The sequence below is a fragment of the Gayadomonas joobiniege G7 genome, assembly GCF_000300815.1.
Lineage (GTDB): Bacteria > Pseudomonadota > Gammaproteobacteria > Enterobacterales > Alteromonadaceae > Catenovulum > Catenovulum joobiniege.
In genome coordinates this window covers 263,717-289,521 of the sequence record NZ_AMRX01000006.1, presented here as the reverse complement: position 1 = coordinate 289,521, position 25,805 = coordinate 263,717, and the positions used below count along the sequence as shown (strand labels likewise).

26 protein-coding genes are annotated in these 25,805 nt (G+C 41.4%); 14 read left to right on the top strand and 12 right to left on the bottom strand.

Annotated elements, in window-relative coordinates:
* Nucleotides 1-4: 4 nt before the first annotated feature.
* The 10 genes from C727_RS0108510 to C727_RS0108460 all read right to left on the bottom strand — a co-directional run bounded on the left by C727_RS0108510 (nt 5) and on the right by C727_RS0108460 (nt 9,353).
* The gene (locus tag C727_RS0108510; protein WP_017445206.1) at nt 5-628 is read right to left on the bottom strand and encodes an NADH:ubiquinone reductase (Na(+)-transporting) subunit D; all 624 of its coding nucleotides are present in this window, start codon (nt 626-628) and stop codon (nt 5-7) included.
* A 3-nt stretch (nt 629-631) separates the two neighbouring features.
* Nucleotides 632-1,411, bottom strand: coding sequence for a Na(+)-translocating NADH-quinone reductase subunit C (locus C727_RS0108505; protein ID WP_017445205.1), 780 nt, complete (start codon nt 1,409-1,411; stop codon nt 632-634).
* Nucleotides 1,404-2,609 (bottom strand): NADH:ubiquinone reductase (Na(+)-transporting) subunit B, encoded by a 1,206-nt coding sequence (locus C727_RS0108500; protein WP_017445204.1) that lies wholly within the window; start codon nt 2,607-2,609, stop codon nt 1,404-1,406. The genes C727_RS0108505 and C727_RS0108500 overlap by 8 nt, the downstream gene beginning before the upstream one ends.
* A 1-nt stretch (nt 2,610) precedes the next feature.
* Nucleotides 2,611-3,945, bottom strand: coding sequence for a Na(+)-translocating NADH-quinone reductase subunit A (locus C727_RS0108495; RefSeq protein ID WP_017445203.1), 1,335 nt, complete (start codon nt 3,943-3,945; stop codon nt 2,611-2,613).
* Between the two features lie 239 nt (nt 3,946-4,184).
* Entirely contained in the window at nt 4,185-5,369 is a 1,185-nt protein-coding gene (fabV, locus tag C727_RS0108485) for an enoyl-ACP reductase FabV (protein WP_017445202.1), read from the bottom strand.
* A gap of 29 nt (nt 5,370-5,398) precedes the next feature.
* On the bottom strand, nt 5,399-6,526 hold the full coding sequence (locus C727_RS0108480; protein ID WP_017445201.1) for a TRAP transporter substrate-binding protein: 1,128 nt from the start codon (nt 6,524-6,526) through the stop codon (nt 5,399-5,401).
* A 13-nt stretch (nt 6,527-6,539) separates the two neighbouring features.
* Nucleotides 6,540-7,910, bottom strand: a complete 1,371-nt coding sequence (locus C727_RS0108475) for a TRAP transporter large permease (protein ID WP_017445200.1) — start codon at nt 7,908-7,910, stop codon at nt 6,540-6,542.
* On the bottom strand, nt 7,910-8,407 hold the full coding sequence (locus C727_RS0108470) for a TRAP transporter small permease subunit (protein ID WP_017445199.1): 498 nt from the start codon (nt 8,405-8,407) through the stop codon (nt 7,910-7,912). The genes C727_RS0108475 and C727_RS0108470 overlap by 1 nt, the downstream gene beginning before the upstream one ends.
* A gap of 16 nt (nt 8,408-8,423) precedes the next feature.
* Nucleotides 8,424-8,744: a BolA family protein gene (locus C727_RS0108465; protein ID WP_017445198.1), complete on the bottom strand. Its 321-nt coding sequence runs from the start codon at nt 8,742-8,744 to the stop codon at nt 8,424-8,426.
* A gap of 12 nt (nt 8,745-8,756) precedes the next feature.
* On the bottom strand, nt 8,757-9,353 hold the full coding sequence (locus C727_RS0108460; RefSeq protein ID WP_017445197.1) for an alpha-ketoglutarate-dependent dioxygenase AlkB family protein: 597 nt from the start codon (nt 9,351-9,353) through the stop codon (nt 8,757-8,759).
* Between the two features lie 111 nt (nt 9,354-9,464).
* On the opposite strand from C727_RS0108460, the gene C727_RS0108455 reads away from it, so the two are divergent.
* From C727_RS0108455 to C727_RS0108440, 4 genes are read left to right on the top strand one after another with little or no spacing between them, the layout of a single operon-like run.
* Complete coding sequence (locus C727_RS0108455; protein WP_040459257.1) at nt 9,465-10,589, top strand: methyltransferase; 1,125 nt, start codon at nt 9,465-9,467, stop codon at nt 10,587-10,589.
* On the top strand, nt 10,589-11,179 hold the full coding sequence (locus tag C727_RS0108450; RefSeq protein WP_017445195.1) for a peptidylprolyl isomerase: 591 nt from the start codon (nt 10,589-10,591) through the stop codon (nt 11,177-11,179). The genes C727_RS0108455 and C727_RS0108450 overlap by 1 nt, the downstream gene beginning before the upstream one ends.
* Before the next feature lie 46 nt (nt 11,180-11,225).
* Nucleotides 11,226-11,549 (top strand): hypothetical protein, encoded by a 324-nt coding sequence (locus C727_RS0108445; RefSeq protein ID WP_017445194.1) that lies wholly within the window; start codon nt 11,226-11,228, stop codon nt 11,547-11,549.
* 29 nt (nt 11,550-11,578) lie between these two features.
* Complete coding sequence (locus tag C727_RS0108440) at nt 11,579-12,877, top strand: AmpG family muropeptide MFS transporter (RefSeq protein ID WP_040459232.1); 1,299 nt, start codon at nt 11,579-11,581, stop codon at nt 12,875-12,877.
* A gap of 216 nt (nt 12,878-13,093) precedes the next feature.
* Here C727_RS0108440 and C727_RS19895 read toward each other — a convergent pair whose 3' ends face one another.
* Entirely contained in the window at nt 13,094-13,222 is a 129-nt protein-coding gene (locus tag C727_RS19895; RefSeq protein ID WP_017445191.1) for a hypothetical protein, read from the bottom strand.
* A gap of 341 nt (nt 13,223-13,563) precedes the next feature.
* Between C727_RS19895 and doeB2 the strand changes: the two genes are divergently transcribed.
* From doeB2 to C727_RS0108395, 7 genes are read left to right on the top strand one after another with little or no spacing between them, the layout of a single operon-like run.
* A complete protein-coding gene (gene doeB2 / locus C727_RS0108425) occupies nt 13,564-14,727 on the top strand; it encodes a N(2)-acetyl-L-2,4-diaminobutanoate deacetylase DoeB2 (RefSeq protein ID WP_017445190.1) in 1,164 nt (387 codons plus the stop codon).
* 53 nt (nt 14,728-14,780) lie between these two features.
* Nucleotides 14,781-16,040 (top strand): aspartate aminotransferase family protein, encoded by a 1,260-nt coding sequence (locus tag C727_RS0108420; protein WP_017445189.1) that lies wholly within the window; start codon nt 14,781-14,783, stop codon nt 16,038-16,040.
* Nucleotides 16,037-17,281, top strand: a complete 1,245-nt coding sequence (doeA, locus tag C727_RS0108415) for an ectoine hydrolase (protein WP_017445188.1) — start codon at nt 16,037-16,039, stop codon at nt 17,279-17,281. Before C727_RS0108420 ends, doeA begins: the two co-directional genes overlap by 4 nt.
* A complete protein-coding gene (locus C727_RS0108410) occupies nt 17,281-18,642 on the top strand; it encodes an NAD-dependent succinate-semialdehyde dehydrogenase (protein WP_017445187.1) in 1,362 nt (453 codons plus the stop codon). The genes doeA and C727_RS0108410 overlap by 1 nt, the downstream gene beginning before the upstream one ends.
* Nucleotides 18,643-18,670: 28 nt before the next feature.
* Nucleotides 18,671-19,504, top strand: coding sequence for a mechanosensitive ion channel family protein (locus C727_RS0108405; protein WP_017445186.1), 834 nt, complete (start codon nt 18,671-18,673; stop codon nt 19,502-19,504).
* A gap of 49 nt (nt 19,505-19,553) precedes the next feature.
* Complete coding sequence (gene msrP, locus C727_RS0108400) at nt 19,554-20,573, top strand: protein-methionine-sulfoxide reductase catalytic subunit MsrP (protein WP_017445185.1); 1,020 nt, start codon at nt 19,554-19,556, stop codon at nt 20,571-20,573.
* Nucleotides 20,574-20,576: 3 nt separating this feature from the next.
* On the top strand, nt 20,577-21,173 hold the full coding sequence (locus C727_RS0108395) for a protein-methionine-sulfoxide reductase heme-binding subunit MsrQ (RefSeq protein WP_017445184.1): 597 nt from the start codon (nt 20,577-20,579) through the stop codon (nt 21,171-21,173).
* 17 nt (nt 21,174-21,190) lie between these two features.
* Here C727_RS0108395 and C727_RS0108390 read toward each other — a convergent pair whose 3' ends face one another.
* The gene (locus C727_RS0108390) at nt 21,191-22,186 is read right to left on the bottom strand and encodes a collagen-binding domain-containing protein (RefSeq protein ID WP_017445183.1); all 996 of its coding nucleotides are present in this window, start codon (nt 22,184-22,186) and stop codon (nt 21,191-21,193) included.
* Between the two features lie 248 nt (nt 22,187-22,434).
* Here C727_RS0108390 and C727_RS0108385 point away from each other — a divergent pair, with 248 nt between their 5' ends.
* The 3 genes from C727_RS0108385 to C727_RS0108375 all read left to right on the top strand — a co-directional run bounded on the left by C727_RS0108385 (nt 22,435) and on the right by C727_RS0108375 (nt 25,709).
* Nucleotides 22,435-22,845 carry a hypothetical protein gene (locus C727_RS0108385; RefSeq protein WP_017445182.1) on the top strand — a complete coding sequence of 137 codons (411 nt, stop codon included), beginning with the start codon at nt 22,435-22,437 and terminating at the stop codon, nt 22,843-22,845.
* 74 nt (nt 22,846-22,919) lie between these two features.
* Nucleotides 22,920-24,587, top strand: a complete 1,668-nt coding sequence (gene ettA, locus C727_RS0108380) for an energy-dependent translational throttle protein EttA (RefSeq protein WP_017445181.1) — start codon at nt 22,920-22,922, stop codon at nt 24,585-24,587.
* A 147-nt stretch (nt 24,588-24,734) separates the two neighbouring features.
* Entirely contained in the window at nt 24,735-25,709 is a 975-nt protein-coding gene (locus tag C727_RS0108375) for a ThuA domain-containing protein (RefSeq protein WP_017445180.1), read from the top strand.
* Nucleotides 25,710-25,805: the final 96 nt, after the last annotated feature.

The following is a 25,805-nucleotide window of genomic DNA, read 5'->3' as shown; positions in this document are numbered from 1 at the left end:
CCTCTTATTTCTCAACCTGTTCTTTACGGAAAGTACGTAAAACCCAGATAAACAAACCAATGATAAAAAATGCACTTGGTGGCATTAATAACAGACCCATTGGCTGGTACCAACCGCCGTTTGCAACTAATGGTAAAATTTCGATGCCAAATAAGCTACCTGAACCAAATAACTCACGGATAACACCCACAGTCAACAGCACAACGCTATAACCTAAACCATTTCCGATGCCGTCTAAAAAGCTCATAAACGGTGGGCTTTTCATAGCATAAGCTTCAGCACGGCCCATAACGATACAGTTGGTAATAATCAAACCAACAAATACCGAAAGCTGTTTAGCGATATCATACGCAAAGGCTTTTAATAACTGGTCAACTAAAATTACCAAAGAGGCAATAATCGTCATTTGCACGATAATACGTACACTAGAAGGTATATGATTTCGAATAATCGAAATAAATAAACTAGAAAAAGCAGTTACAAACGTCAGGGCAATACACATTACCACTGTCGTTTCCATTTTACTGGTAACCGCCAGTGCAGAACAGATACCCAAAATCTGTAATGCAATTGGGTTGTTTGCAAAAATAGGTCCAAATAGAACCTTTTGAGCTTCGCTCTTAGCCATTGATTATGCTCCTTGACGCTGTTTTAACAGGTAAGATTTAAAACCACGCTCACCCATCCAGAAGTCAAACGTATACTGAACACCGTTACTGGTCAGGGTTGCACCCGATAAACCATCGACTTTATGATCTGAATCTTTTGGTGCTTCGCCTTTTACAATCTCAATTTTCATTTCACCTTGGTCGTTGTAAATTTCTTTACCAACCCAAAGTGCTTTCCATTTTGGATTTTCAATTTCAGCACCTAAGCCAGGGGTTTCACCTTGCTCATAGTAGTTCAAATTCATGATGGTGTTTGCATCAGGTTCTAATGCTACAAAAGCATACATAGTTGACCACAAACCATAACCGTGAACCGGTAAAACATAACTTTTAAAGTTACCCTGCTCGTCTTTTGCTAAATAAACCACGGCTTTATTAGCTCGGCGTTTAATGCTGGCAACATCTTCTTTGCCATTTAAATCAATTGACTGCTCTGGGTCTTTAGAGGCGGCTCTTTGATCGTAGCTATTCGCATCAATATCTTCAACATATTCACCAGTTTCTAAATCAACCACTTTTGCGGTGATCTGTTCTTTATAAATACGTTGAATATCATTTGCACTTGCATCAGCAGGCAACATACGTGCTGCTAACAAGATATTTTTTTGTTTATCTAATTTTTTATTCGCTTCTTGCTGTGGGCGTAAAGCGACAGCAGAACCTGCTACGATAATTGCGCAAACCAGACATAATGAAATAACGACGGTTAGCGTTTTACCGATTGAATCATTTCCTTTAGACATTACGTGCTAACCTCCGCTTGATGTTTGCTTGCACAACAAAGTGGTCGAATAACGGCGCAAATACGTTGGCAAATAAAATTGCCAGCATCATGCCTTCTGGGTATGCTGGGTTAACCACACGGATCATGACCACCATAAAACCAATTAAAATACCATAGGCAAATTTGCCTTGGTTGGTAAATGAAGCTGATACCGGGTCAGTTGCCATAAACATCATTGCAAATGCAAAACCACCAACAACTAAGTGCCAATACCAAGGCATGGCAAATAATGGATTAGTCTCACTACCAATCAGGTTAAACATAGTGGCAAATATAACCATGCCAACGAATGTACCTAATACAATGCGCCATGAGGCAATACGAAAATACATTAACGCAAAACCGCCGATTAAGATCATCAGGGTTGATACTTCACCCATAGAACCCGCGATGTTACCGTAAAATGCATCCCACCACTGCGCTGTGATGCCATAATCTAAGGCACCTTGAGCGGCTTGGCTTAACATGGTTGCGCCAGAATAACCGTCGGCTGCAATCCAAACCGTATCGCCTGAGATTTGTGCTGGATAAGCAAAGAATAAAAACGCACGACCCGCCAATGCCGGGTTTAAGAAGTTACGTCCAGTACCACCAAACACTTCTTTACCAATCACAACGCCAAAGGTAATACCTAAAGCGACTTGCCATAACGGAATTGTTGCAGGCAGGATTAACGCAAACAGAACTGAAGTAACAAAAAAACCTTCATTTACTTCGTGTTTACGGACTGATGCAAATAAAACTTCCCAGAAACCACCAACAACGAAGGTGACCGCATAAATAGGTAAAAAGAACATAGCGCCATAGAGCATTTTGCTGCCCCAACCGCTTGCGTCTGTTGCAATTTCGCCACCTAACGCCGTAAAGATCGCTGTTCTCCAACCTTCTGGCATAGATGCGCCCGCTAAAATAGCGTTTTCGGCTTGTACACCAATGTTGTACATACCGTAGAACATGGCCGGGAACGTCATCATCCAAACCAAGATCATGATACGTTTTAAGTCGATACTGTCACGAACGTGTGTTGTACCTTTAGTGACCATACCCGGTGTATAAAAAATAGTGGCTGCTGCTTCGTACAGCGCATACCATTTTTCGTATTTACCACCTTTTTCAAATTGTGGTTCTATATCTTCTAAAAAAGCTTTTAAGCCCATCTTAGCCCTCCTTCTCGATTTGCGTTAAACGATCACGCAAAATCGAACCATAGTCGTATTTGCCCGGACATACGAAAGTACACAGAGCCAAATCTTCTTCATCAAGCTCAAGGCATCCCAACGATTGTGCCGACTCAACGTCACCTGCAATCAAATCACGTAATAACAAAGTTGGCAAAATATCTAATGGCATGACACGCTCATAGTTTCCGATTGGAACCATAGCTCGGCTTGAACCACGAGTGGTGGTGGTAAAGTTAAATAACTTTTTCGGAGATAAATGCGACAAATAAGCTCGCGTAATAGAGAACATATTGGCACCTGGTGCTATCCAGCCAAATAATTCTTTTTCACGCCCCTCTGGCAATACAGAAACCTGGGTTGAATAACGCCCTAAATAGGCATGTACACCCATAGCTTTACGACCGCTTAATACAGAACCAGAAATTACCCGCTGCTCACCTTCGGTTAATTCGCCTTTAGTCAATTGATCTAAAGAAGCACCTAACACAGTACGCACTAAACGAGGGTTTTTAACAGATGGACCTGCCAATGAAATCACACGCTCAGTTGGCAAATCACCCGTGGTGAATAATTGGCCAAATGCAATCACATCTTGGTAGTTAATATGCCAAACCGTTTTAGACATGCTCACAGGATCTAAATGATGAATGTGAGTGCCAACTAAACCAGCAGGGTGGCCGCCTTTAAATTCATGTACTTCAGCTTGTGAAATCGATGGGATTTCGGCCCCTGCTGCTTTACATAAAAATAATTTAGGCGCTAAACGAGATAACAAGGTTAAACCGTTTTTAAATGCTTCTTCCTGACCTTTAATGATTAAAGCAGGATCAGCAGCCAATGGATTAGTATCAATCGCTGTGACAAAAATTGACGACGGTGTACTGTCAATTGCTGGCGTTTTACTAAATGGACGGGTACGCAAAGCAGACCACATGCCAGACTCAACTAAATTATCAACAACTTGTTGACGTTCTAGTGAAGCCAGCTGCGACGCTTCGTATTTTGCAAACTCTATGCTCTCGTCACCTTGCAGTTCGATCACAACAGATTGTAAAACACGTTTAGCACCCCTGTTAATTTCTTTTACTATCCCAGCGGCTGGTGCGGTAAATTTGACACCCGGGTTCTTTTTATCTTGAAAAAGAACCTGACCTTTTTTGACCACGTCGTCGACACGAACGTGCATCGTAGGGCGCATGCCATTGTACTCTTCACCAAGGATAGCAACTTTTGTAACGGCTTGGCCGTCTGATATTGCTTGTTGTGGAGCTCCCGCGACAGGAACATCCAGACCTTTCTTGATAGTTATCATACTCATTGCACTTGTGTTTAAGGATTAAAACGAATTACAGAATTTGGTTCGCTTTATAGCGCTTTTTGTGGTTAAAAAAACCGCAAAAAGGTGTTGTCCGCTACAGAAATTTATATTTATGAATTAAACCCGCGGATTTTAACATTGTTTTGGTAAATCTATCCACGAAAAATAGGGAAATGATTAATTTTAACTGAACTTTTTTAATAAAGCGCCCCAATTGAGGCGCGTATGACATATTATGCCTCAAAATCCACAACTGGATTTACATCCTCTTCATAGTCAACTTCGTCAAAACCAAAACCGAACAACTTTAAAAACTCTTCGTTGTATGACTTATAGTCAGTCAATTCAAAAATATTATCTGAAGTCACTTGCGGCCATAAAGCTTCAACTTTTGCCTGAGTTTCTTTGTTTAACTCTGGCAGATCCATACGATAGCGACCTGATTCGTCGATAATCGGCTGCTCTGAATATAAACCCTGGCTAAATAAACGATACGCTTGTTCAATACAGCCTTCGTGCGTGCCTTCTTCTTTCATCACTTTGTATAATAATGAAATATATAAAGGCATAATAGGGATCGCTGAACTTGCTTGAGTCACCAACGCTTTTAACACGCCAATCGATGCTTCGCCATTTATATCGCTTAACTGTTCAGTTAATTGGCGGCTGGTTTGATATAAATGTTCTTTTGCTTGTCCTATAGTCGCATCACCATATATTGGCCAGGTAAGTTTGTCACCTAGATAGGTGTAAGCCACTGTTTTAACACCGTCAGCTAACACATCAGCTGCTTTTAACGCCTCAATCCAGAATTGCCAATCTTCGCCACCCATTACGGCAACTGTATTGTCAATTTCTTCTTGCGAGGCTGGCTCTACTGTGACGTCTTCAATTTTTAATTTGTCGGTATTTAAGTTTTTAGCCGTATATGCTTTATCGATCGGTTTTAGGGTCGATGAGATCACTTCACCCGTTTTAGGATGTTTACGGCGAGGTGACGCTAAACTATAAACCACTAAGTCGATTTTACCCATTTCTGCTTTGATGATCTGAATCGCTTTTTCTTTCATCTCATCTGAAAAAGCATCACCATTTAGGTTTTTAGACCATAAACCCGCTTTTTCAGCTGCCGCTTGAAATGCGGCCGTGTTATACCAACCTGCTGAACCCGTGCGTTTTTCAGTGCCTGGTTTTTCAAAAAAGATACCCAGGGTTGCAGCGCCAGAACCAAAAGCTGCTGTAATACGTGAAGCTAAACCATAACCGGTTGATGAGCCAATGACTAATACATTTTTGGGCCCATTTTTAACAGCGCCCTGCTCAAGCACATGGTCAATTTGACGTTGAACGTTTGCAGCACAGCCATTCGGATGCGCGTTAGTACAAATAAAGCCTCTGACTTTGGGTTTAATAACCATATAAGTTGTATTCCTAGTTATTTGTTAAATTATTCGTTAGCGGGCTGGATTTCCCAGTCCATTGCACGGCGATTATTATAATAATCAAATTCGGTGAGATCATGGTAATCACGAACTTTTAATAAAAAGTCACGATATGATTTAAAGATCTTTTGTGTTTGTTCATCTTCAGCTAATAAACGGGCAATCACTTTTTTATTTGCGGTTTGCATCGCAGCGATCACGTCATCAGGAAACTTTTTAATGTTCACCCCTTTGTTTATTAAGCTATGCAAAGATTGCTTATTTTCTGCTGTATATAATGCCAACATGCGGGCGTTTGCGGCTTCAAATGCCACTTCAACCATTTTTTGTAAATGCTCAGGTAATTGTTTAAACGCTTTTTCATTAACGATAAATTCTACTGCAGCACCTGGTTCCTGCCAGCCCGTCATATAATAATAAGGTGCAGTTTTGTGTAAGCCAAACGCTTCATCATTGTAAGGCCCAACCCAGTCGGCAGCATCAATCGCTCCACTTTGCATTGAACTAAAAACTTCACCACCGGGCAATTGCACAGGTACAACACCAAGCTCAGACATAACCTCAGCGCCCATGCCTGGAATACGCATTTTTAAACCCTGTAAATCATTTAATGAATTAATTTCTTTTTTAAACCAGCCTGCCATTTGCACGCCAGTATTGCCGCCCGGATAGGCTAATAAACCAAAAGGTTTATATATTTCGTGCCACAACTCAATGCCGCCGCCATAATAAAACCAAGCATTTGTTTCTTGAGCGTTCATCCCAAACGGTAAACTAGTAAAAAATTGCGCAGCTGGTATTTTACCTTTCCAATAATACGAAGCGCTGTGTCCCATTTCGGCAGCACCGCCTTTTACCGCATCAAACACCTGCATTGCTGGTACGAGCTCTCCGGCCGCATACACTTTAATTTTTAACTGTCCGCCAGACATGGTTTCAATATTTTCAGCAAGTTCATTTGCAATCGTGCCTAATCCTGGAAAGTTTTTTGGCCAAGTCGTCACCATTTTCCAGGTATAGATCTTTTTCATCTGATTTGGGACATCTTCAACAGACTCTTCACCACAGCCGGTTAAAACCAACAGCGGCAGCCATATTGCTAAACCTGTTTTAAATAATAAATTTTTAAACACTCTGTTTTACCTATTAATTATTATATATCTGTTCTGGTAACCAAGTTGCTAATGCAGGGAACAGCGCCAAAATCACCAGCATTAAAAGTTGAATCCCTATAAAAGGCAGTACCCCTTGATACAACTGACTGCTTTGCAACTGCTTACCCGCCACACCCCGCAAATAAAAGAGTGCAAATCCAAATGGCGGGGTTAAAAAAGATGTTTGCAAGTTTATAGCAATCATAATACCAAGCCAAATCGGATCGAGTCCCATCATCAATAAAACGGGCGCTACAATTGGTACTACGACAAAAGTAATTTCGATGAAGTCTAAAATAAAGCCTAATAAAAACAAGACCAACATCACTAATAATGTGGCGCCAACGACCCCTCCAGGCATTTGTTCAAATAAACCATGAATCAGTTCCTCGCCGCCTAAACCGCGAAAAACCAATGAAAACACTGACGCACCAAGCAAAATCATAAAGATCATGCTGGTTATTTTAACGGTTTCTAAATTAACCTGTTTTAATTCATGCAAACTCAAACGACCTTTTGCAGCAGCCAATATTAACGCCCCAGTTGCGCCAATTCCTGCGGCTTCAGTGGGTGTTGCAAAACCGGCCAAAATACTTCCCAAAACCAATAATATTAACAACAATGGCGGCACTATTACTTTGATCAGGCTAAATTTATTGTTTGACTCAGCGATGTCTTTCGCGGCCGGCATCCAATCAGGCTTGAGCCTGGCCAATATTAAAACATATAACAAATAGCCCAAAATCAATAATCCACCCGGTATCAAAGCACCGACAAAAAGATCCCCCACAGACACTGTATCTGGTGCAAAAATGCCTTGGTTAAGCTGAGCCTGCGCATAAGCGTTTGACATCACATCACCCAACAAAACTAACGCGATAGAGGGTGGAATAATTTGCCCTAAAGTTCCAACTGCACAAATAGAGCCACTTGCAAGTGCTGGGTGATATTTTTGTTTTAACATTGCAGGCAGCGAAATCAATCCCATGGTAACAACAGTCGCCCCAACAATGCCCGTGCTCGCAGCTAATAAAGCCCCAACCAAAATAACTGCTACCGCTAACCCACCATTTACTCGTGCAAATAACTGTGAAATTGAGATCAGAAGTTCTTCTGCGAGCTTAGATTTTTGCAAAGTGACGCCCATAAATACAAACAAGGGCACCGCCAATAAACTTTGGTTTGTCATGACACCAAAGATGCGGCTAGGAATAGCATGCAAAAATGCCCATTCAAATATGCCCGCCCAATAACTAACAAAAGCAAATAATAAAGCGGTACCCGCCAATGAGAAGGCGACTGGAAAGCCTGTTAATAAAACTAAACAGACGACAGCAAACATGACTAACGATAACCACTCCATTAGTGTGCCTCCGCTAAAAATATCTGCCGATAGGCTTTTATTAGTTGGCTTATGCTTTGCAAACTGAGTAACACCGCAAACAGCGGAATTAAAGACTTAAGAATAAAGACTAAAGGCAAACCACCAGCTTCTGCCGATTTTTCCATAATCGCCCAACTATCCATAGCAAATGGCCAGGAAAAATAAATGACGCTAAATAACAATGGTAAAAGTAAAAATACTGTCCCCAACAAATTAATCCAAGCTTGTTTTTTGCGGCTTAATTTCGAGTAAATCACATCCACCCGTACATGTCCGTTTTCGCTCAAAGTATAAGCACTGCCTAATAAAAACAGAACAGCATGTGCATAAATGACTAATTCTTGCAGCGATATCAGTCCAGTATCAAATACATAACGCATGAACACTATCGCGGTGATCGCCAGCACCATAAAGGTCGCTAACCAAGCAACCAAATTCGCAATCTGGCGGTTTAGGGTATCTATGAAATGACTCAATCTTTATATCCGCTAATTATTTTTGCTCGTTTTTGCTACCACCGAGGCAAGCCGGTGATTTGGGTACAACCCCCTCAGCTTTGGCCCATTCGTCAGCGGTGTAAGCATTAATTGATAACGCATGCACAGGACCTGAAAGCTCGTCAGCAAGGCAATTATTGATGGCACGATGCCGTGCGATTAATTTTAACGACTCAAAAGCATCAGCCACTATCACGACTTTAAAGTGAGAATCTTCACGAGCCGTCCCATGCATACGGCTCTCGTTAATCACATCTAACACGTGTGGGCTGAAAGTGTTTTTTAACTTTTGATATATGGTTTGCTCTGTTGACATACTATTGCTCCTTTAAATCGATTGCATCAATCTATAAGTTAAATTAATACGACTTGTTGTGACGCGTTTGCGTACCGGTAAACAATGTTGCCAAAATGCTTGTGTGTCACCGGCCATCACCAAACAGCTTCCATTAGCCAGTTCTATGTCTTGCTGCTGTTTGCTTAATTTGTGCTGTAACCTAAAGGTTCTTTTAGCACCAAAACTAAAAGAAACGATCACCGGACGTTTGCCCAGTTCTCGCTCATCATCACTGTGCCAACCCATGCTATCTCGACCATCTCGATATAAATTTGCCAGCACAGAGTTAAACCTTGTTTGACAAATATCGCTCGCCAGTTCCGCCAATTGAGCTAATCCTTGTGGCCAGACTTGAGCGGTAAACAATTGTCCAGAATAACCGTATTGCAATGGTTCATCAGCATACAAAGCCTGCAATCTTGGGATCTTGTGTTTTTTTCCATAAACTGTCAATTCGGCTTGTTGCCAATTTAACGTATCTCGCAACCATACAAACCACTGTTGTGCGACCGGCTGAGAGAACAAATTATCAAAATAGGTTAACTCACTATTTGCAAGCTCAAACACCTTTTTATTAACTGAACCCATGGTTATAAATAGACGGAGGATCCTGCTGGTAAAATTTAAAAGCATGTTATCATATTTAATTGGTTTAAGTTAAACCCGATGCAAGATATACCTGTTGGGTTGGAGGAATTTTTGCAAAACAATCATCAATTGAATACTGACAAACAAAATTTGCAGCTTTGGCGCTATCCAAAACAAACGTCTGATTCGCCACTGCAAGCTTGGGATAATGGCGACATTTTATTAGCTGAAAGTGCATTGAAACACCAAATAGAGCAAAATCCCGTTATTTTAAACGACAACTTTGGTGCTATCAGTCTTTTGCTCAATGCAAAAAACCCGATCCTTTACAGCGACTCTTATATTAGCGGGCTTGCGACTTTGCAAAATGCCGAGGACAATCAACTGAAGAGCCCGCCGCTCTGCCATCAGTTAAATGATTTGCCAACATCTAATCATTATTTATTAAAAATCCCAAAAAACTTAGATTTTTTAGAAGCTCAATTGCACCAAATTAACCAGCTGCTGCCGCCAAATGGCAAAGTTTTAGCAACGGCTCGGGTTGATCAAATGACAAGTGGCGTTAAAAAATTGCTAAACAGATATTTTTACCAGGTTGATATCGGCCTAGCGGTTAAAAAATTCCGCCTAATTGAGCTAAGCGAACCTACTCAAGCGCCCTATTCCAGTTATCGTTATTTTGCAACCAGTTATAGCCCGTCTAACTGTGAATTAGCGAGCGCTCCGAATGTATTTTCGCGCAAGCAGTTAGATCAAGGCGCGGCGTTTTTGGTTCAACATTTACCAGATTGTACTGGGTTAAAGGTCATAGATCTGGCCTGCGGCAACGGGGTGTTGAGCTGTGAAACACTCGTTAAATTTAAACCTAAACAGTTGCTTCTGGTTGACGAGTCCTACATGGCAATCGAATCTGCAAAAAAAAATACTGAACTTTTTGCTCAGCATAGCCGTTTGTGTTATGAGATCGATGATTGTTTGAGTAAGCAAGCCGATGCCAGTGCAGATTTAATTTTATGTAATCCACCTTTTCATCAAATTCAAACGATTACGACACATATCGCAACCCAAATGTTTGTTGATGCCGCCCGTGTTTTACGCAAAGACGGTCGACTTTTGGTCGTTGCTAACCGGCATCTGCCTTATGTAAAAATTTTGCAAAAACATTTTGCTTCGGTAGACTGTCTCGCTCAAAATAGAAAATTTATGATTTATCTTGCGGTTAAAGGATCTGAATAATGCAAAAATTATTTTCTCGCTTGTTGTTAATCTGTTTATTTTTACATTTACCTGTCATTGCCAAAGTAGATATTCAAAAAAGTAATTTATTTCCAAGAGTTAAAATGGAAACCAGTATGGGCGATGTAATTATTGAATTAAACCGCCGTAAAGCCCCTATTACCGTCGATAATTTTTTGACTTATGCTGTCAATGGTGAATACAACAATACTATTTTTCATCGCGTAGTGCCTGCTTTTGTTGTGCAAGGCGGTGGTTATGACAAAAACTTCAATGAAAAAGAAAAAGGCGAAGGTATTTTTAACGAAAGTGGCAATGGCTTAACGAATGATTATATGACGATTGCTATGGCACGCATGAGTGATCCTCACTCAGCGGTGAGACAGTTCTTTTTTAACATGGCCGATAATAAAAATTTAAATCCTGGACGCGACTGGGGTTATACCGTTTTTGGTTACGTAGAATCCGGTCAAGATGTTTTAGAAAAAATCGCAGCAGTGAAAACAGACTTTAATGAAACCTTAAACGCCACCGATGTACCGGTTGAACCTGTGCTGTTAAAATCTGTCACTTTATTGCCGAGACCTTAAATTACTGTCTATACTGAAAAGAGTTAATATAAGCGAGCAAAATAGCGTGCGAATCGACGAATTTATCCAGCTAAAATCCAAACAGCTAGCTTTTTACGTAAACGCTTTTGTACAGCGTAAAATAGGCCATGCTGAGCTGGATTTATTTATCTGGGACTTATTAGAAGAATGGGCGCAAGTCACTGTTTATCGAAATGAACCCTATTCAGATAAAGAACGAGTGTTTTGGCATTTAGTTCACCAAATCTGCTTTTGGTCAAAAGAAGCGCTCGAAACTGATAATTTGCTTTCTAGCGAGTTGAAAATATGTGCAAACTTCATTAATGATACAGGCTGTTTTCCGATGGACTGCATAGGTATCCGCCCTTAATAACATCGTCTTAATTTTGTTGATTTTGAATGGAAAAAATACTCTCTACCTATACAGATGCCAGAGTCATACGGTTATTCTTTTTGGGTTTTTCATCTGGACTGCCCCTCTTACTGGTGTTTTCTACCTTATCATTTTGGTTACGCGAAGCTGGCATAGACCGCAGTAGCATTGGTATGCTGAGCTGGGTTGCGCTCGCATATGCCGTTAAATGGTTATGGTCTCCTTTAGTTGATAAATACAAAATACCATTTACTGCAAGTTTTGGCCGCCGTCGGAGTTGGATGTTATTTTCGCAACTGAGTATTTCTGCCGCTTTATTTATTATCTCGTTAGCTAATCCGGCTGAGTCTTTAACTTTATTCGTTATCGCAGCCCTTTACATTGCGGTAAGCTCCGCAACCCAAGATATAGTGATTGATGCATACCGTATTGACAGTGCCCCAACCCATTTACAAGCCGCCATGGCTGCCACTTATATGGCCGGTTATCGAATTGCAATGTTAACTTCAGGGGCTGGTAGTATTGTACTCGCTGCATGGTTGGCACCTGACGAAGGGTTCAGTAATTTAGCGTGGCAGCAAACCTACTTTATTATGTCGGTATGTATGTTGCCTGGTATTTTAACAACTTTGTTTAGCCCTGAGCCCAGTGGCTGCATGCCAACCGAGCAAAAAAATAAACCTCTGTTGGCTTTTATTAATGCATTTAAACAACCAGTATTAGACTTTTTTAACCGTTATGGTCGCACCGCTATCTTATTATTAGCAGTGATTAGTTTATACCGAATGGCTGATGTCGTCATGGGCGTTATGGCGAACCCTTTTTATATTGATATGGGTTATAACAAAGTAGAAATTGCATCAGTTTCTAAAGTGTATGGCGTATTAATGACAATTGTTGGTGCATTTTTGGGTGGATTTTTATTAGCTAAAACCAGTTTATATTTAGCATTATTTAGTGGAGCCTTGTTAGCTGCGCTAACCAATGTGCTATTTGCTTTGTTAGCTAACCTAGAAGCCGAAATTATTTATTTAACGTTAGTGATTTCATTGGATAACTTAAGCGCTGGCATAGCCACCGCCGCATTTATCGCATTTTTAAGTGCGCTGACCAATAAAGCGTTTTCAGCGACCCAATATGCGATATTTAGCTCATGCATGTTGTTACTGCCTAAGTTTGCAGCTGGCTTTTCGGGTTTTGTTGTTGATTCATACAACTATGTTGTATTTTTTAGTTTAACTGCAATCTTAGGTATTCCAGCACTGGTATTGATTGTAATACTTGGTAAAACAAACTTTTTCAAACGATTGGAAGTTCAACAATGATCAAACTTTTTGCTTTATTACCTTTGCTTACATTTGGTTTGTATTGGCTTTATTTACGACACAATGATTGGACGGTGAAACAGGGCAAAAAAGGATTCATAGTCATCTTTTTCACTAATCTAGTAGTCCTAGGCTTTTTCACCCTAATGTATTTTTTAACTCGGGTCGATTAATCCATTGATCTTAATTTGGTATGAGTACGTAACCTAGTTACGACTAAGAAGATTGTTCAATAACAACCTGAGGGCCTTTTTCTGCTGTTGCTGTGTTAATCACAGCGGAAACGGCCATAATAAGAACTGCGACAGCAACCGTAGTAAGGCTGATACCTGAAGACTTTTTCATTATTTCACCCAAATGTAATATTAATTTATTATTATTAGACTCTAATTTATTTAGTTAAGTGCACTAGATCACAAAACGTTTTGCATACTAAATTAAATAAAATTCAACAACAAGTCTAATTCACTAAAAAACAAGAATTTTTTTAGATTGCAAACCTAAGACCAACTAATCCCGAATTTGTTTCATAAAATAAACATAAAAAGCCATTTTTTTATAAAAATTTGAAAAGGCATACCTATAGTCGATAAAAGTATATAAACCTATTTGCTGCCCGCGGCAAACTTTCCTACACTGGGATCACAGACAAGGTTCTCGTCATAGTCAAACTGCGGAGAGGTCATATGCCACAAACGCTCCAAGCGATGATAGATACAGCCACTCAAATACGCCGCCAAATTCACCAGCAACCTGAGCTGGGCTGGCATGAAACTTCTACCGCCAATATTATCCGTACACAATTAAAATCGCTCGATATTGAATGGAAAACTTGTACTAAAACCGGAACAATTGCTGATATTCGCTGTGCAAATAATAATGCCAAAACCATTGCGCTAAGAGCCGATATAGACGCCTTACCGCTTCAAGAGCAAAACGAATTTGCCTGGCGCTCAAAAACCGACGGTTGTATGCATGCCTGTGGCCATGATGGCCACACGGCCACCCTGTTGGCTGCAGCTGCATGGATCAAAACCCATCAAAACAAGTTAAATTGTAACATACGGCTCATTTTCCAGCCCGCTGAAGAGGGGGGGCATGGCGCTAAACACATGATTGAAGCTGGCGCTTTAGAGGGCGTGGATGAGATTTATGGTTGGCACAATTGGCCGCCACTGCCATTTGGCCAGATGCTTTGCCCTGATGATATCGTCATGTGCGGCAATGGAACTTTTAAAATCACTTTATCTGGTCAGGGTGGTCATGCCAGTCAGCCAGAACTTTGCACCGATGCCCTACTCGCAGCCAGCGCGTTACACCTTAATTTGCAACAGATCCCAGGTCGAAAAACCGCTGCGCAAAATGCAGTTGTAGTCAGCGTAACCCAAATTACTTCTGACTCACAAGGTCCTACTATTATTGGCAATACAGCAACCATTGAAGGCAGTATAAGGATCCCTGATAAAAATACCCGTGCTCAAGTACAAAACCTGATTAAACAAATTAGCGAGCAAACTGCGCTTTTATATCAAGTGGATTGTAAAGTGGAACTATTCCCTCGTTACGAAGCTACCATTAACCATCCACAGCAAGCTGCCAATACACGCTCCGCGTGGCAACAAATTGGTGCGCAATGCACGTTAGCCGATAATCGCATTGCTCCTATTATGGCATCCGAAGATTTTAGTTATTATTTGCAACAAATCCCTGGGTCGTTTGCGCTCATTGGCGCCGCGCCAGACAAAAAAACATCACCTCCCTGTCATAGCACAGATTATGATTTTAACGACAACTTGATCCCTTTGGTATGTAAGTTGTTCGCCCGTATCAGCGGGGTCCCAGTACCCTGACTTGCAAAAAAGAAGTACCTGTCACACCTAAAATAATCCTCAAGGAGCAATGCATGACTATATTTGACCAGCGAGAATCAGACATCCGTGCGTACTGCCGACTGTACCCTGTTGTGTTTAAAAGTGCCGAAAATGCCCGCCAAACCGATGCAGATGGTCAAGAGTATATTGACTTTTTTGTTGGTGCCGGCGTATTAAATTACGGCCACAACAATCCACAGATGAAACAAGCTATTATTCAATACCTGCAGGATAATGGGGTGATACATAGTCTTGATTTGCATACCACGGCAAAACAATCTTTCCTTGAAGATTTTACAAAAATCATTTTAGAACCGCGGAACATGCCACATAAAATCCAGTTTATGGGACCCACAGGGACCAATGCGGTTGAAGCTGCACTTAAACTGGCCCGCAGAGTGACAGGCCGGCAACAAATTGTAGCCTTTGGCCATGGGTTTCATGGCATGACCTTAGGGGCTTTGGCTTGCACAGCCAACAGCTATTTTAGAGGCGCTGCTGGCGTTCCACTTGAACATGTAAAACACCTAAAGTTTGGTGATAGTGAAAATCTAGCGGATGATATAGCCGCACTTGAACAACTTAAAAAAATTTACCAGGATAGTTCAAGTGGCGTAACCCCACCCGCCGCTTTTTTAGTTGAAACCATTCAAGCCGAAGGCGGTGTAAATGTTGCCCATCCGCAATGGTTAGAAGCGCTTGATAAATTAGCGAAAGAATTTGGCTCATTGCTCATTGTTGATGACATCCAGGTCGGCTGTGGCCGTACCGGTAGCTTTTTTAGCTTTGACGAAATGGACATAGACCCTGATATCATTTGTTTAGCAAAAGGCATTGGGGGTTATGGCACCCCTATGGCGATGAATTTGGTCAAACCTGAACATGATAAACACTGGTCTCCGGGTGAACATACAGGTACCTTCCGCGGGCAAAACTTAAGTTTTGTTGCTGGCCGCGAAGCGCTTACATATTATCAAAACGATACCTTAATGCAGCAAGTTAAAACCTACGGCAGTCAAATAAAAACCGCAGCTGAAAAGCTCTGCGCTGCCCATCCTACGTTTGCCCTGCGCGGGACTGGCATGATCTATGGTATCGATGTGGGTGATGGTGAAACCGCAAAACAAATCGTTGTTGAATCATTTAACAATGGTTTGTTGGTCTCGGCGTGCGGGACTGGCGGCCGCGTCGTAAAACTCATCCCACCATTAACCATTGAGCAAGCAGATTTGGATGAAGGTTTACAAATATTAAGTGAGGCAGTAAGCACAGTGATGGGAGTTGGCGCATGAAACAAAGAGATGATATGACATTTCCTTTTGAGGAATATCAAAACCGGATTAATGCGCTTCGCACTCGTATAGCTGAGCGTCATCTGGATGCTGTAGTGATCACAGATCCAGAAAACATTATGTACTTAACCGACTACCAGACCACTGGCTATTCGTTTTTTCAAGCGCTGGTGGTGCCGCTAGAATTTGAGCCTTTTATGATCACAAGAGCGATGGAAGAGTCTAATGTGATCGCCCGAACCTGGGTTGAATTAACCCGCCCCTATCCAGATACAGGGGATGCAGTACAAATGTTGGTCGATGCTTTGCGAGAATTTAAATTAAGCGATAAACGCATCGGTTACGAGCGCAACAGCTACTTTTTTCCAGCCTATCAGCAAGATGTGATTCACACCAGTTTACGCGAAGGCAAGCTGCTAGACTGTTTTGGCATAGTTGAAGAAGGCCGCATCTGCAAATCACCGGCCGAAATTGAAATCATGAAAAAAGCCGCAGTGGCGACTGAATCTGGCATGATAGCTGGTATAGATGCCTGTCACGCCGGCGCAACCGAAAACGAAATTGCGGCTGCCATCAGCTCAGCCATGTTTAAAGCAGGCGGTGAGCCGCCCGCTGTAATGCCATACGTGACCTCTGGCCCACGAACCATGATAGGACATGCCACTTGGGAAGGCCGCACAGTGAAACCGGGTGAACATGTTTTTTTGGAAGTGGGTGGCTGTTATCGCCGCTATCATACCGCCATGATGCGCACCGTGATGCTTAGTGAAATGAGCGACTCAATGTATAAAGCACAAGAGCTGATGAAACAAGCGCTCACCTGCATGCACGAGTACATACAGCCGGGCATGACAGTATCGGATGTGGACAATTTAATCCGTAATATCATCTCCAGTAATGATGTTGGTGCCCGATTGATCACCCGCTCAGGTTATTCAATCGGCATTGCGTTTCCGCCAAGTTGGGACGAAGGTTATATTTGTAGCTTAAAACAAGGTGAATCAACTGTTTTACGCGAAGGCATGACCTTTCATGTGATCCCTTGGATGTGGGGAGTTGATGGAGATAAAACCTGCGGTATCTCAGATACCATTCATATAACTGAAGATGGCGCTGATTCATTTTTCACATTGGATAAAGATTTTGTTTGTAAACCAGAAAAACGCCAACGACTAGAATCAGTTGATGATGTACCGAAAAAACCGGCAAAAACCGGTAAATCTAAAAAGGAGGCGAGTTAATGATTGCTACCATTAATCCACTCAATGGCCAACTACTGAAAGAATACCAAATTCTGGATGATGTTCAATTAAACCAAACATTGCACGAGTCTAAAAATGCTTATCTGGATTGGCGTGAACAAAGCTTTGACACTCGCGCAGATTTATTAAATAAAGTCGCCGATGAACTGATCAAACTAAAACCTGAGTTGACTGAATGCATGGCAAAAGAAATGGGCAAACCGGTTCGAGAAGGCGGCCCTGAAGTTGAAAAAGGGGCGCTCTGTGCACGCCACTATGCAGCCAACGCTGAGCAATATCTCGCAAGCACATCAATAGAATCAGATGCTAGCGAAAGCTATGTCTGTTATCAGCCACTTGGCCCTGTACTTGGCATTTTGCCGTGGAATGCACCAACCTGGTTAGCGTTTAGATTTTTAGCACCCGCGTTAATGGCTGGCAATAGCTGCCTATTGAAAGGAGACCCTTTAGTCTGTGGCACGACAGAGCTCATTATGCAAGCCTTCAAAAATGCCGGTGCGCCTGAACACCTAGTCAGCAATTTGCGCTTGCCAAATAAATCGGTTGCCGGTGTGATCCAAGATCCGCGGGTGGTGGCTGTTTCTTTTACCGGATCTAGTGCGACTGGAGCTAAGGTCGCTGCAACGGCCAGTTCAGTTATAAAACCTTGTGTGCTTGAACTTGGGGGGTCGGATCCTTGTGTGGTGTTAGCAGATGCCGATCTTGAACAAGCCGCCAACATTGCCTGTTTATCTCGGATCATTAATGCGGGACAATCTTGTATTGCAGCAAAACGAGTAATTGTTGAAGACAGTGTGTATGATAATTTTTGCACCATGTTAGCCGCCAAATTAAAAGCGCTAAAAGTCGGCGATCCGTTAGATGAAAATACAAATGTCGGACCACTGGCTCGCAAAGACATTCAACAAAACCTGCACCGACAAGTGCAAGAAAGTATCCGACAGGGTGCCCATTGTATGTTAGGTGGTGAATTGCCGGATGGTCCAGGCTGGTTTTATCCTGTAACCCTGTTAACTGATGTTAGTGAGAATATGACAGTCTATCAGGAAGAAACATTTGGCCCTGTTATGTCGGTTAGCCGGGCTGAAAATGCCGCCCAAGCACTTGACATGGCGAACAATACTCATTACGGGCTAGGTGCTGCGATTTGGACAGGCAGTCAGGAGATGGCCGCGCATTTTGTCACTTATTTGGAAGCCGGACAAGTGGCCGTGAATGGCATTGTAAAAACCGATCCCAGATTACCGAGTGGTGGTATAAAATGCTCTGGTTTTGGCCGGGAATTAGGCCCCCACGGCATTAAAGAGTTTGTAAACTGCAAACAAGTTTGGATCGCATAACATTATTTAAATCACTGAGGATAGCCAATTGTTAGATCAAGATATTGCGCAAATTCAAAAATATTACGATATGGTAGTGGAATATTTGATCACCTATAGTTTTCAACTATTGGCTGCTTTGGTGATTTTTTTAATTTTTTTATGGTTAGCCAGCCGTTTTGGTTTATTCATAAAAGGTTTATTAACCCGCCGCCGAGTTGATATTACGCTCAGTCAGTTTTTAGGCAATATTGCTAAACTGGTGATTTTGGCTGTTGGTATTATTATCGCCTTAGGCAAAGTGGGTATAAGTATCACTCCTTTTGTTGCGGCTATTGGGGCTGCTTCATTGGGAGTCGGTTTAGCGCTGCAAGGGATGCTATCTAACTATAGTGCAGGTTTAGTGATTATTTTAACCCGCCCTTTTACCGTAGGGAATACAATCACAGTCCAAGATATTACTGGCGTAGTGCAAGAAGTTCGATTAGCTAATACGATTTTGATAAACGAAGAAGAAGAAGTGATCACAGTACCGAATAAGTACCTGATCGGCGATATCATGTTTAACTCGTATGAAAATAAACTTGCAGAATTAGAAGTTGGCATTGCATACAGCGCCGATGCGAATAAAACCATTGAATTAATCAAACACATTTTAGAAAAAGATAAAGAGGTAGACAGTGATCGACCCGCGCAAGTCGGCATTGCCGGATTTGCCGATAGCAGTGTGCTCATTGGTGTAAGATATTGGGCACCGACCCGATCTTATTATCAAATTCAATATCGCATCAATGGATTAATTTATGCAGCGCTACAACAAAATGACATTCAGATCCCCTTTCCGCAGCGTGAAGTTAAAATTTTATCAAAAGACGAAATTTAATAGCGTTTTTAAGGGTCTATAGACATAAGACATAATCACGGGTATCTAAATGAAAATACGGCACTCAAATCGCAGTCAATTTAAAGACAGTCAAATCACCGACGAATCTGTTTATCACAACCGACGAAGTTTTATTAAACAATTGGCGGTCGCAGGTGGTGTTACCTTGGCTAGCCAACCCGCTCAAGCCAGTTTTTTAGATTGGTTTACTGATGGCAAAAATGAGACGTCCAACAATACAAAGTCTCGCCAATTGGCTGAGCTAAACTATCAAAAAGACAGCAGCGAGCTCAAACGAACCCCTTACGATAAAGTCACCCAATTTAATAACTTTTACGAGTTTGGTACCAGTAAAACAGAGCCCGCAGAACATGCCTCTGCGTTACAAGTTAACCCTTGGGACCTTAAAATATCTGGTTTAGTGGATAAACCGTATCAGCTAGGTTATGAAGACCTTTTTAGCCAATTTGATTTATATGAACGAGTCTATCGTTTACGCTGTGTCGAAGCTTGGTCTATGGTTGTTCCATGGATAGGCATACCACTTGCAAAAGTATTAGAACGTGCACAGGTGCAAAATCGCGCCAAATACGTCAGCTTTAAAACCCTTTACCGCCCCAGTGAAATGCGTGGTCAAAGCAGTCGTTTTATCGGCGGCAACATAGACTACCCCTATCGTGAAGGTCTAACAATAGCCGAAGCCATGCATCCACTCACCATTTTAGCCGTAGGTTTATATGGCAAAGAGTTGCCAAATCAAAATGGTGCACCCGTACGTTTAATTGTGCCTTGGAAGTACGGCTTTAAGAGTATTAAATCGATTGTTTCAATCGAACTAACCAACCATCAACCTATTACTACTTGGAACCAATTAGCGCCAGATGAATATGGTTTTTACGCTAATGTAAATCCGAATGTTGACCATCCTAGATGGAGTCAAGCCAGCGAGCGCGTGATCACCACCGGCGGCCTATTTGAGCAAACCCGGGTGCCCACTCAAATGTTTAACGGGTATGGCGAGCAAGTGGCCAATTTATATAAAAATATCAATCTAAAAACAAACTATTAATTAATGAATATTGTTGTCGTTAAAACACTGATTCACAGTGTTTGCCTTGCTTGGTTAGGCATAGAGTATTATCAGGCCATTACCGATTCAGGCATTGCAGATCCGGTTGAACAAGTTATCCACTTTACTGGTAAAGGGGCGCTAAATTTAGTTATTTTTACACTAATGTTAACCCCTTTAGCACGCTTTTTTAAAACCAACAAGCCGATTTTAGTCAGACGGTTAATGGGTTTATATGCTTTTTTTTACGCAGCCCTACACCTTTTAAGTTTTTTTGCATTTGAGCTAGCATTTAATTTTAATTTGCTCATGCAAGAACTCGTTGAACGCCCGTACATTTGGGTCGGTGCAGGCGCTTTCATTATCTTGTTCGCTCTGGCGGTTACATCATTCCACAAAGCTAAAAAGCTGCTAAAAAAACGCTGGCAAAGTGTGCATAACTTAATCTATTTAGGTGTTTTACTCGCTTGGTTACACTTTTTTTGGTCGCGAAAAGCAGATTTATTAGAGCCAGGTATGTATCTGGCAGTGATTTTACTGCTGCTCGCGTTACGATGGAAAAAGATTGCCCGAATATTTACATTAAAAAACACTAAATAAGTTGCTATCTTGGCAACTTATTTAAATTTACTGCGATTTAGTTGTTTTTTACTTTGAATAAAATACATACCTATCAAGGCCAATGACAATAAAACAAACATGCTAGGCTCTGGAACTGGTACAGGATGAGTCGATGTTGATGGCCCAGCCACCGTAGCGGTAAAGTTTTCCCAATCAGGCACGTAAAAGTGACTTTGACTGGTTTTATTCCAACTTAACGAATCTGCCACTAACTGCCCGTCTATGTCGTTGGCCAACCAGTTAACCTTTGCGTCGGTCGCATATATCGAGCCTTCCCAGGTTGACACATTGGGGTTAAAAGTCAGATCGTATCCACCAACAAAGTTCCAGATCACATTTTCAAATTGTGACGACTGAAAGCTATTGTTTTTGGCGTTTATAGTTAAGTCGCTATTTAAGTTGTAGTTGATAACAACATAAGTGTCATCCGTCATGCCTTGAAATAAAAGATTTGCGTTATTATTTTGCAAAAAGCTGCCGTTAATATCATTTAAGTTAATAACATTTAGCGCCCCGCTGGTTAATTTAAACGTAGGTTCATTATTTTTTGTGGTGGTGTCAATGGTCACACCATAGTCAGTTAAGTTTGCCCACTGCTGAGACTGACTGACAAACAAATCATAAAAATTCGTATGATTTTGGGCTGCTGCAACTGCCTGACTGCTTCCTTTAGCTTTAAAACCAGTTGCATCACCAATATAATAATCTTGGTTAAAAAGTTCTGCGCCATTATTTTTACTGTTACGACCTAAAGTAAAAGAGCCGTCCACATATAAAACAGGCCCGGTAGAAGCTCTATCTTGACCATAAGATGCATTATCACCAGAGATCAAATCACCGCCAACATAAGCGCCACCATGCACATGCACTCCGTTTTTTAAACTCGCGTTGTTATTAACCACCAAACTGAAATTTTCTGGCGATAAAACAAGCGCCGCCTGGGCTGAAAAACTAAAACAGCAAGCCAGCAAAAAACCACTCAAATATTTCATATTTACACCTTAAAAAATATAAATGGTTTGAGTTAACTGTCCGCGACGTAAAATACCAAGCAACCACTTATAAACTTAGCATTGGACACAAAGGAGAGGAAAAAGCGACCGCCCTACCGAATGTGAAGAATAATTTTTAAACAAAATTTATGCAATAAAAATGATTAAAGTTTGTCTGTCTAAACCCGATATAAAGATAACTTTGAGTATTGAGTCGCTAATTTGGTAAGCGCTTAGGGAGCATTAATATGACAAAAAAACTTTTAATCACATTATTAACCATATTAACGAGCATCCAACTGAGCGGCTGTAACAATGCCTCTGCTTTTGTACAAAATGGCCCCACCACCGAAACGAAAACGGCACCTATATCAGAGCAAGTTAGACAAGTCGCCTATCAAAGTTTTCATAACAGATTTGTACATGGTACCTGGCGTTTTAATGGTATTAAAATAATTAAAAACGAAATTAACGTTTACATTCAGATACCTGAGCAATTAGATATGTCAAAGTCTCAGCAAGAGGCCTATATTAAAAGTCGTTTATGTCCAGACCAAAATGATCCTTTACATAAGTTGGCTGAACCACCACAAGTCTGGGTACACATTTACACATTTAACAAGATCCATGGTAGTTACGCCAAATGTGATATGGGTTAAAAACTCGGTTTTAGTTATCGCACAGGTAAGGTAAAATCCCTTTATTTGATAAACAATAAAGGACAGCGAAAACTATGGCGCAATATGTTTACACCATGAATCAGGTGAGCAAAATCGTCCCGCCTAAAAAAGAAATTCTGAAAAACATCAATTTATGTTTTTTTCCAGGTGCAAAAATTGGCGTATTAGGTCTAAACGGCGCAGGTAAATCAACCCTACTTCGCATTATGGCTGGTTTAGATACTGAAATTGAAGGTGAAGCAAGACCGCAACCTGGCATAAAGATTGGTTATTTACCCCAAGAGCCACAATTAGATCCGAGTAAAAACGTCCGTGAAAATATTGAAGAAGCCATTTCTGACGTAAAAAATGCAATGGCAGAATTGGATCAAGTATATGCCGCATACGCTGAACCAGATGCAGACTTTGACGAATTAGCAAAAAAACAGGCTCAGCTTGAAAATATTATTCAAAGCCAAGACGGTCATAATATTGAAAATGCATTAGAGCGTGCAGCGGATGCGCTAAGACTACCGCCTTGGGATGCAGATGTTACTAAACTCTCTGGTGGTGAACGTCGTCGGGTTGCTCTATGCCGTTTGTTGTTAGAAAAACCAGATATGTTGCTGCTTGATGAACCGACCAACCATTTAGATGCAGAATCTGTTGCATGGTTAGAAAGGTTTTTACATGATTATGAAGGCACTGTGGTAGCCATTACCCACGACAGATACTTTTTAGACAATGTTGCTGGCTGGATTTTGGAACTTGACCGTGGCCAAGGTATTCCATGGGAAGGTAATTATTCTTCTTGGTTAGAGCAAAAAGATGCACGTTTAGAGCAAGAAGAAAGAGCCGAAAATGCCCGCAAACGCAGTATTAAACAAGAACTTGAATGGGTTAAAAACTCACCTAAAGCACGTCAGGCAAAAAGCAAAGCGCGGATGGCTAGATTTGAAGAGCTGAACAAACAGGAGTTTCAAAAACGTAACGAAACAAACGAGCTCTATATTCCGCCCGGTGACCGGTTAGGTGATAAGGTTATTGAAGTAGAAAACTTAACTAAATCCTACGATGGCCGCGTTTTAATTGATAACTTAAGCTTTAGTATGCCCAAAGGTGCGATAGTTGGCATCATTGGTCCAAATGGTGCAGGTAAATCAACCTTATTTAGAATGTTATCAGGTCAGGAGCAGCCAGACGCTGGCCAAATTGTATTAGGCGAAACGGTGAAACTTTCGAGCGTTGATCAGTTCCGCGATGATATGAATGACAATAACACTGTATGGCAAGAGATTTCCGACGACCAAGATATTATCAGCATTGGCAGCTTTGAAATTAACAGCCGGGCGTATGTCAGCCGATTCAATTTTAAAGGCAGCGATCAACAAAAGCGCATAGGTGAATTATCTGGTGGCGAGCGCAACCGTGTTCACCTAGCTAAACTATTAAAAGCGGGTGGTAATGTATTATTACTCGATGAACCAACCAATGACTTAGACGTTGAAACTTTACGTGCATTAGAAAACGCCCTGCTCGACTTTCCGGGTTGCGCCATGGTGATCTCGCACGACCGTTGGTTCCTTGACCGCATAGCGACTCATATTCTTGACTATCGAGATGAGGGTCAGGTTAATTTTTATGAGGGAAATTACACTGAATACGAAGCTTGGTTAAAAGAAACTTTAGGCGAAGAAGCTGTATTGAACCCACATAGAATTAAATATAAAAAATTGTCCTAATTCAAACAAAAGTCGCCAACTTATGTTGGCGACTTGTCACATCAACGTAAAATTTCATAACTCTTAACGCATATATAAAACTGTTCAGACGCAACGTTTCGGTTTAAAGTAGCTGATAAAATTAATGACAAATCAGGACTTTCAGATATGCACATTCGTAAACTTTCGTTTTTTGTTGTCAGTGCTTTGTTAACTGGCTGTGCAACCGCTGAATCAGATCAGCACTCAGAACAAAAACTACGTGCCCTAATCATCGACGGGCAAAATAACCATGTTGTTTGGCCTAAATCTACTATGATGATGAAACAATATTTAGAAGAGACGGATAAATTTGACGTGGATGTTTACCGTGCCAAATACGTCTGGAAGTTTGCTCGTTGGGGTAAGTCCTATCCATTAAATGATGGTAAAAGTTATACTCCTGTTGAATCACCAAAAGCAGATCCGGACTTTGCACCCGAGTTCGCAAAATATGATGTAGTTATCTCAAATTTTGGTTGGAAAGCCGCAGGATGGCCAGAAACAACAAAACGCGCATTTGAACACTATATGGAAAACGGCGGTGGTTTTGTAACCGTACATGCGGCTAACAACTCATATCCTGAATGGCCAGCCTACAATAAAATGATAGGTTTAGGTGGCTGGGGCGGCCGCAACCATAATAGTGGCCCTTGGGTTTATTACAAAAATGATGAACTCGTCCGTGATACCAGTAAAGGCGCGGGGGGTGGCCATGGTAAACAACACGAGTTTGTGATCAGGCACCGAGTAACAGACCACCCAATCACAAAAGGATTACCAACAGAATGGATGCATAGTAAAGATGAGCTTTATAATCGACTCCGTGGTCCAGCCGAAAATATGACAGTCTTAGCAACTGCTTATGATGACAAAAAGCACAACGGATATGGTCGCCATGAACCAGTACTAATGACAATAAACTATGGCGAAGGGCGGATCTTTCACACAACATTAGGCCACGATCAGGCCGCTTTTTCAGGGGTTGGTTTTATTACAACTTTTACCCGCGGGGCAGAATGGGCTGCTTCAGGCAAAGTTACAATAGAAAAACCTGAAGATTTTCCCACTGCGACAGAAAGCCGCAGTCGAGCATTTAACTAATCGCTTATTTTGACCTCAGGGATGAGGTTTAAGCGCAAATGAGGTTAATTAAAAAATTGTCTACCCGACTATAGATTTTTAGTCAAGGTTTTGTAA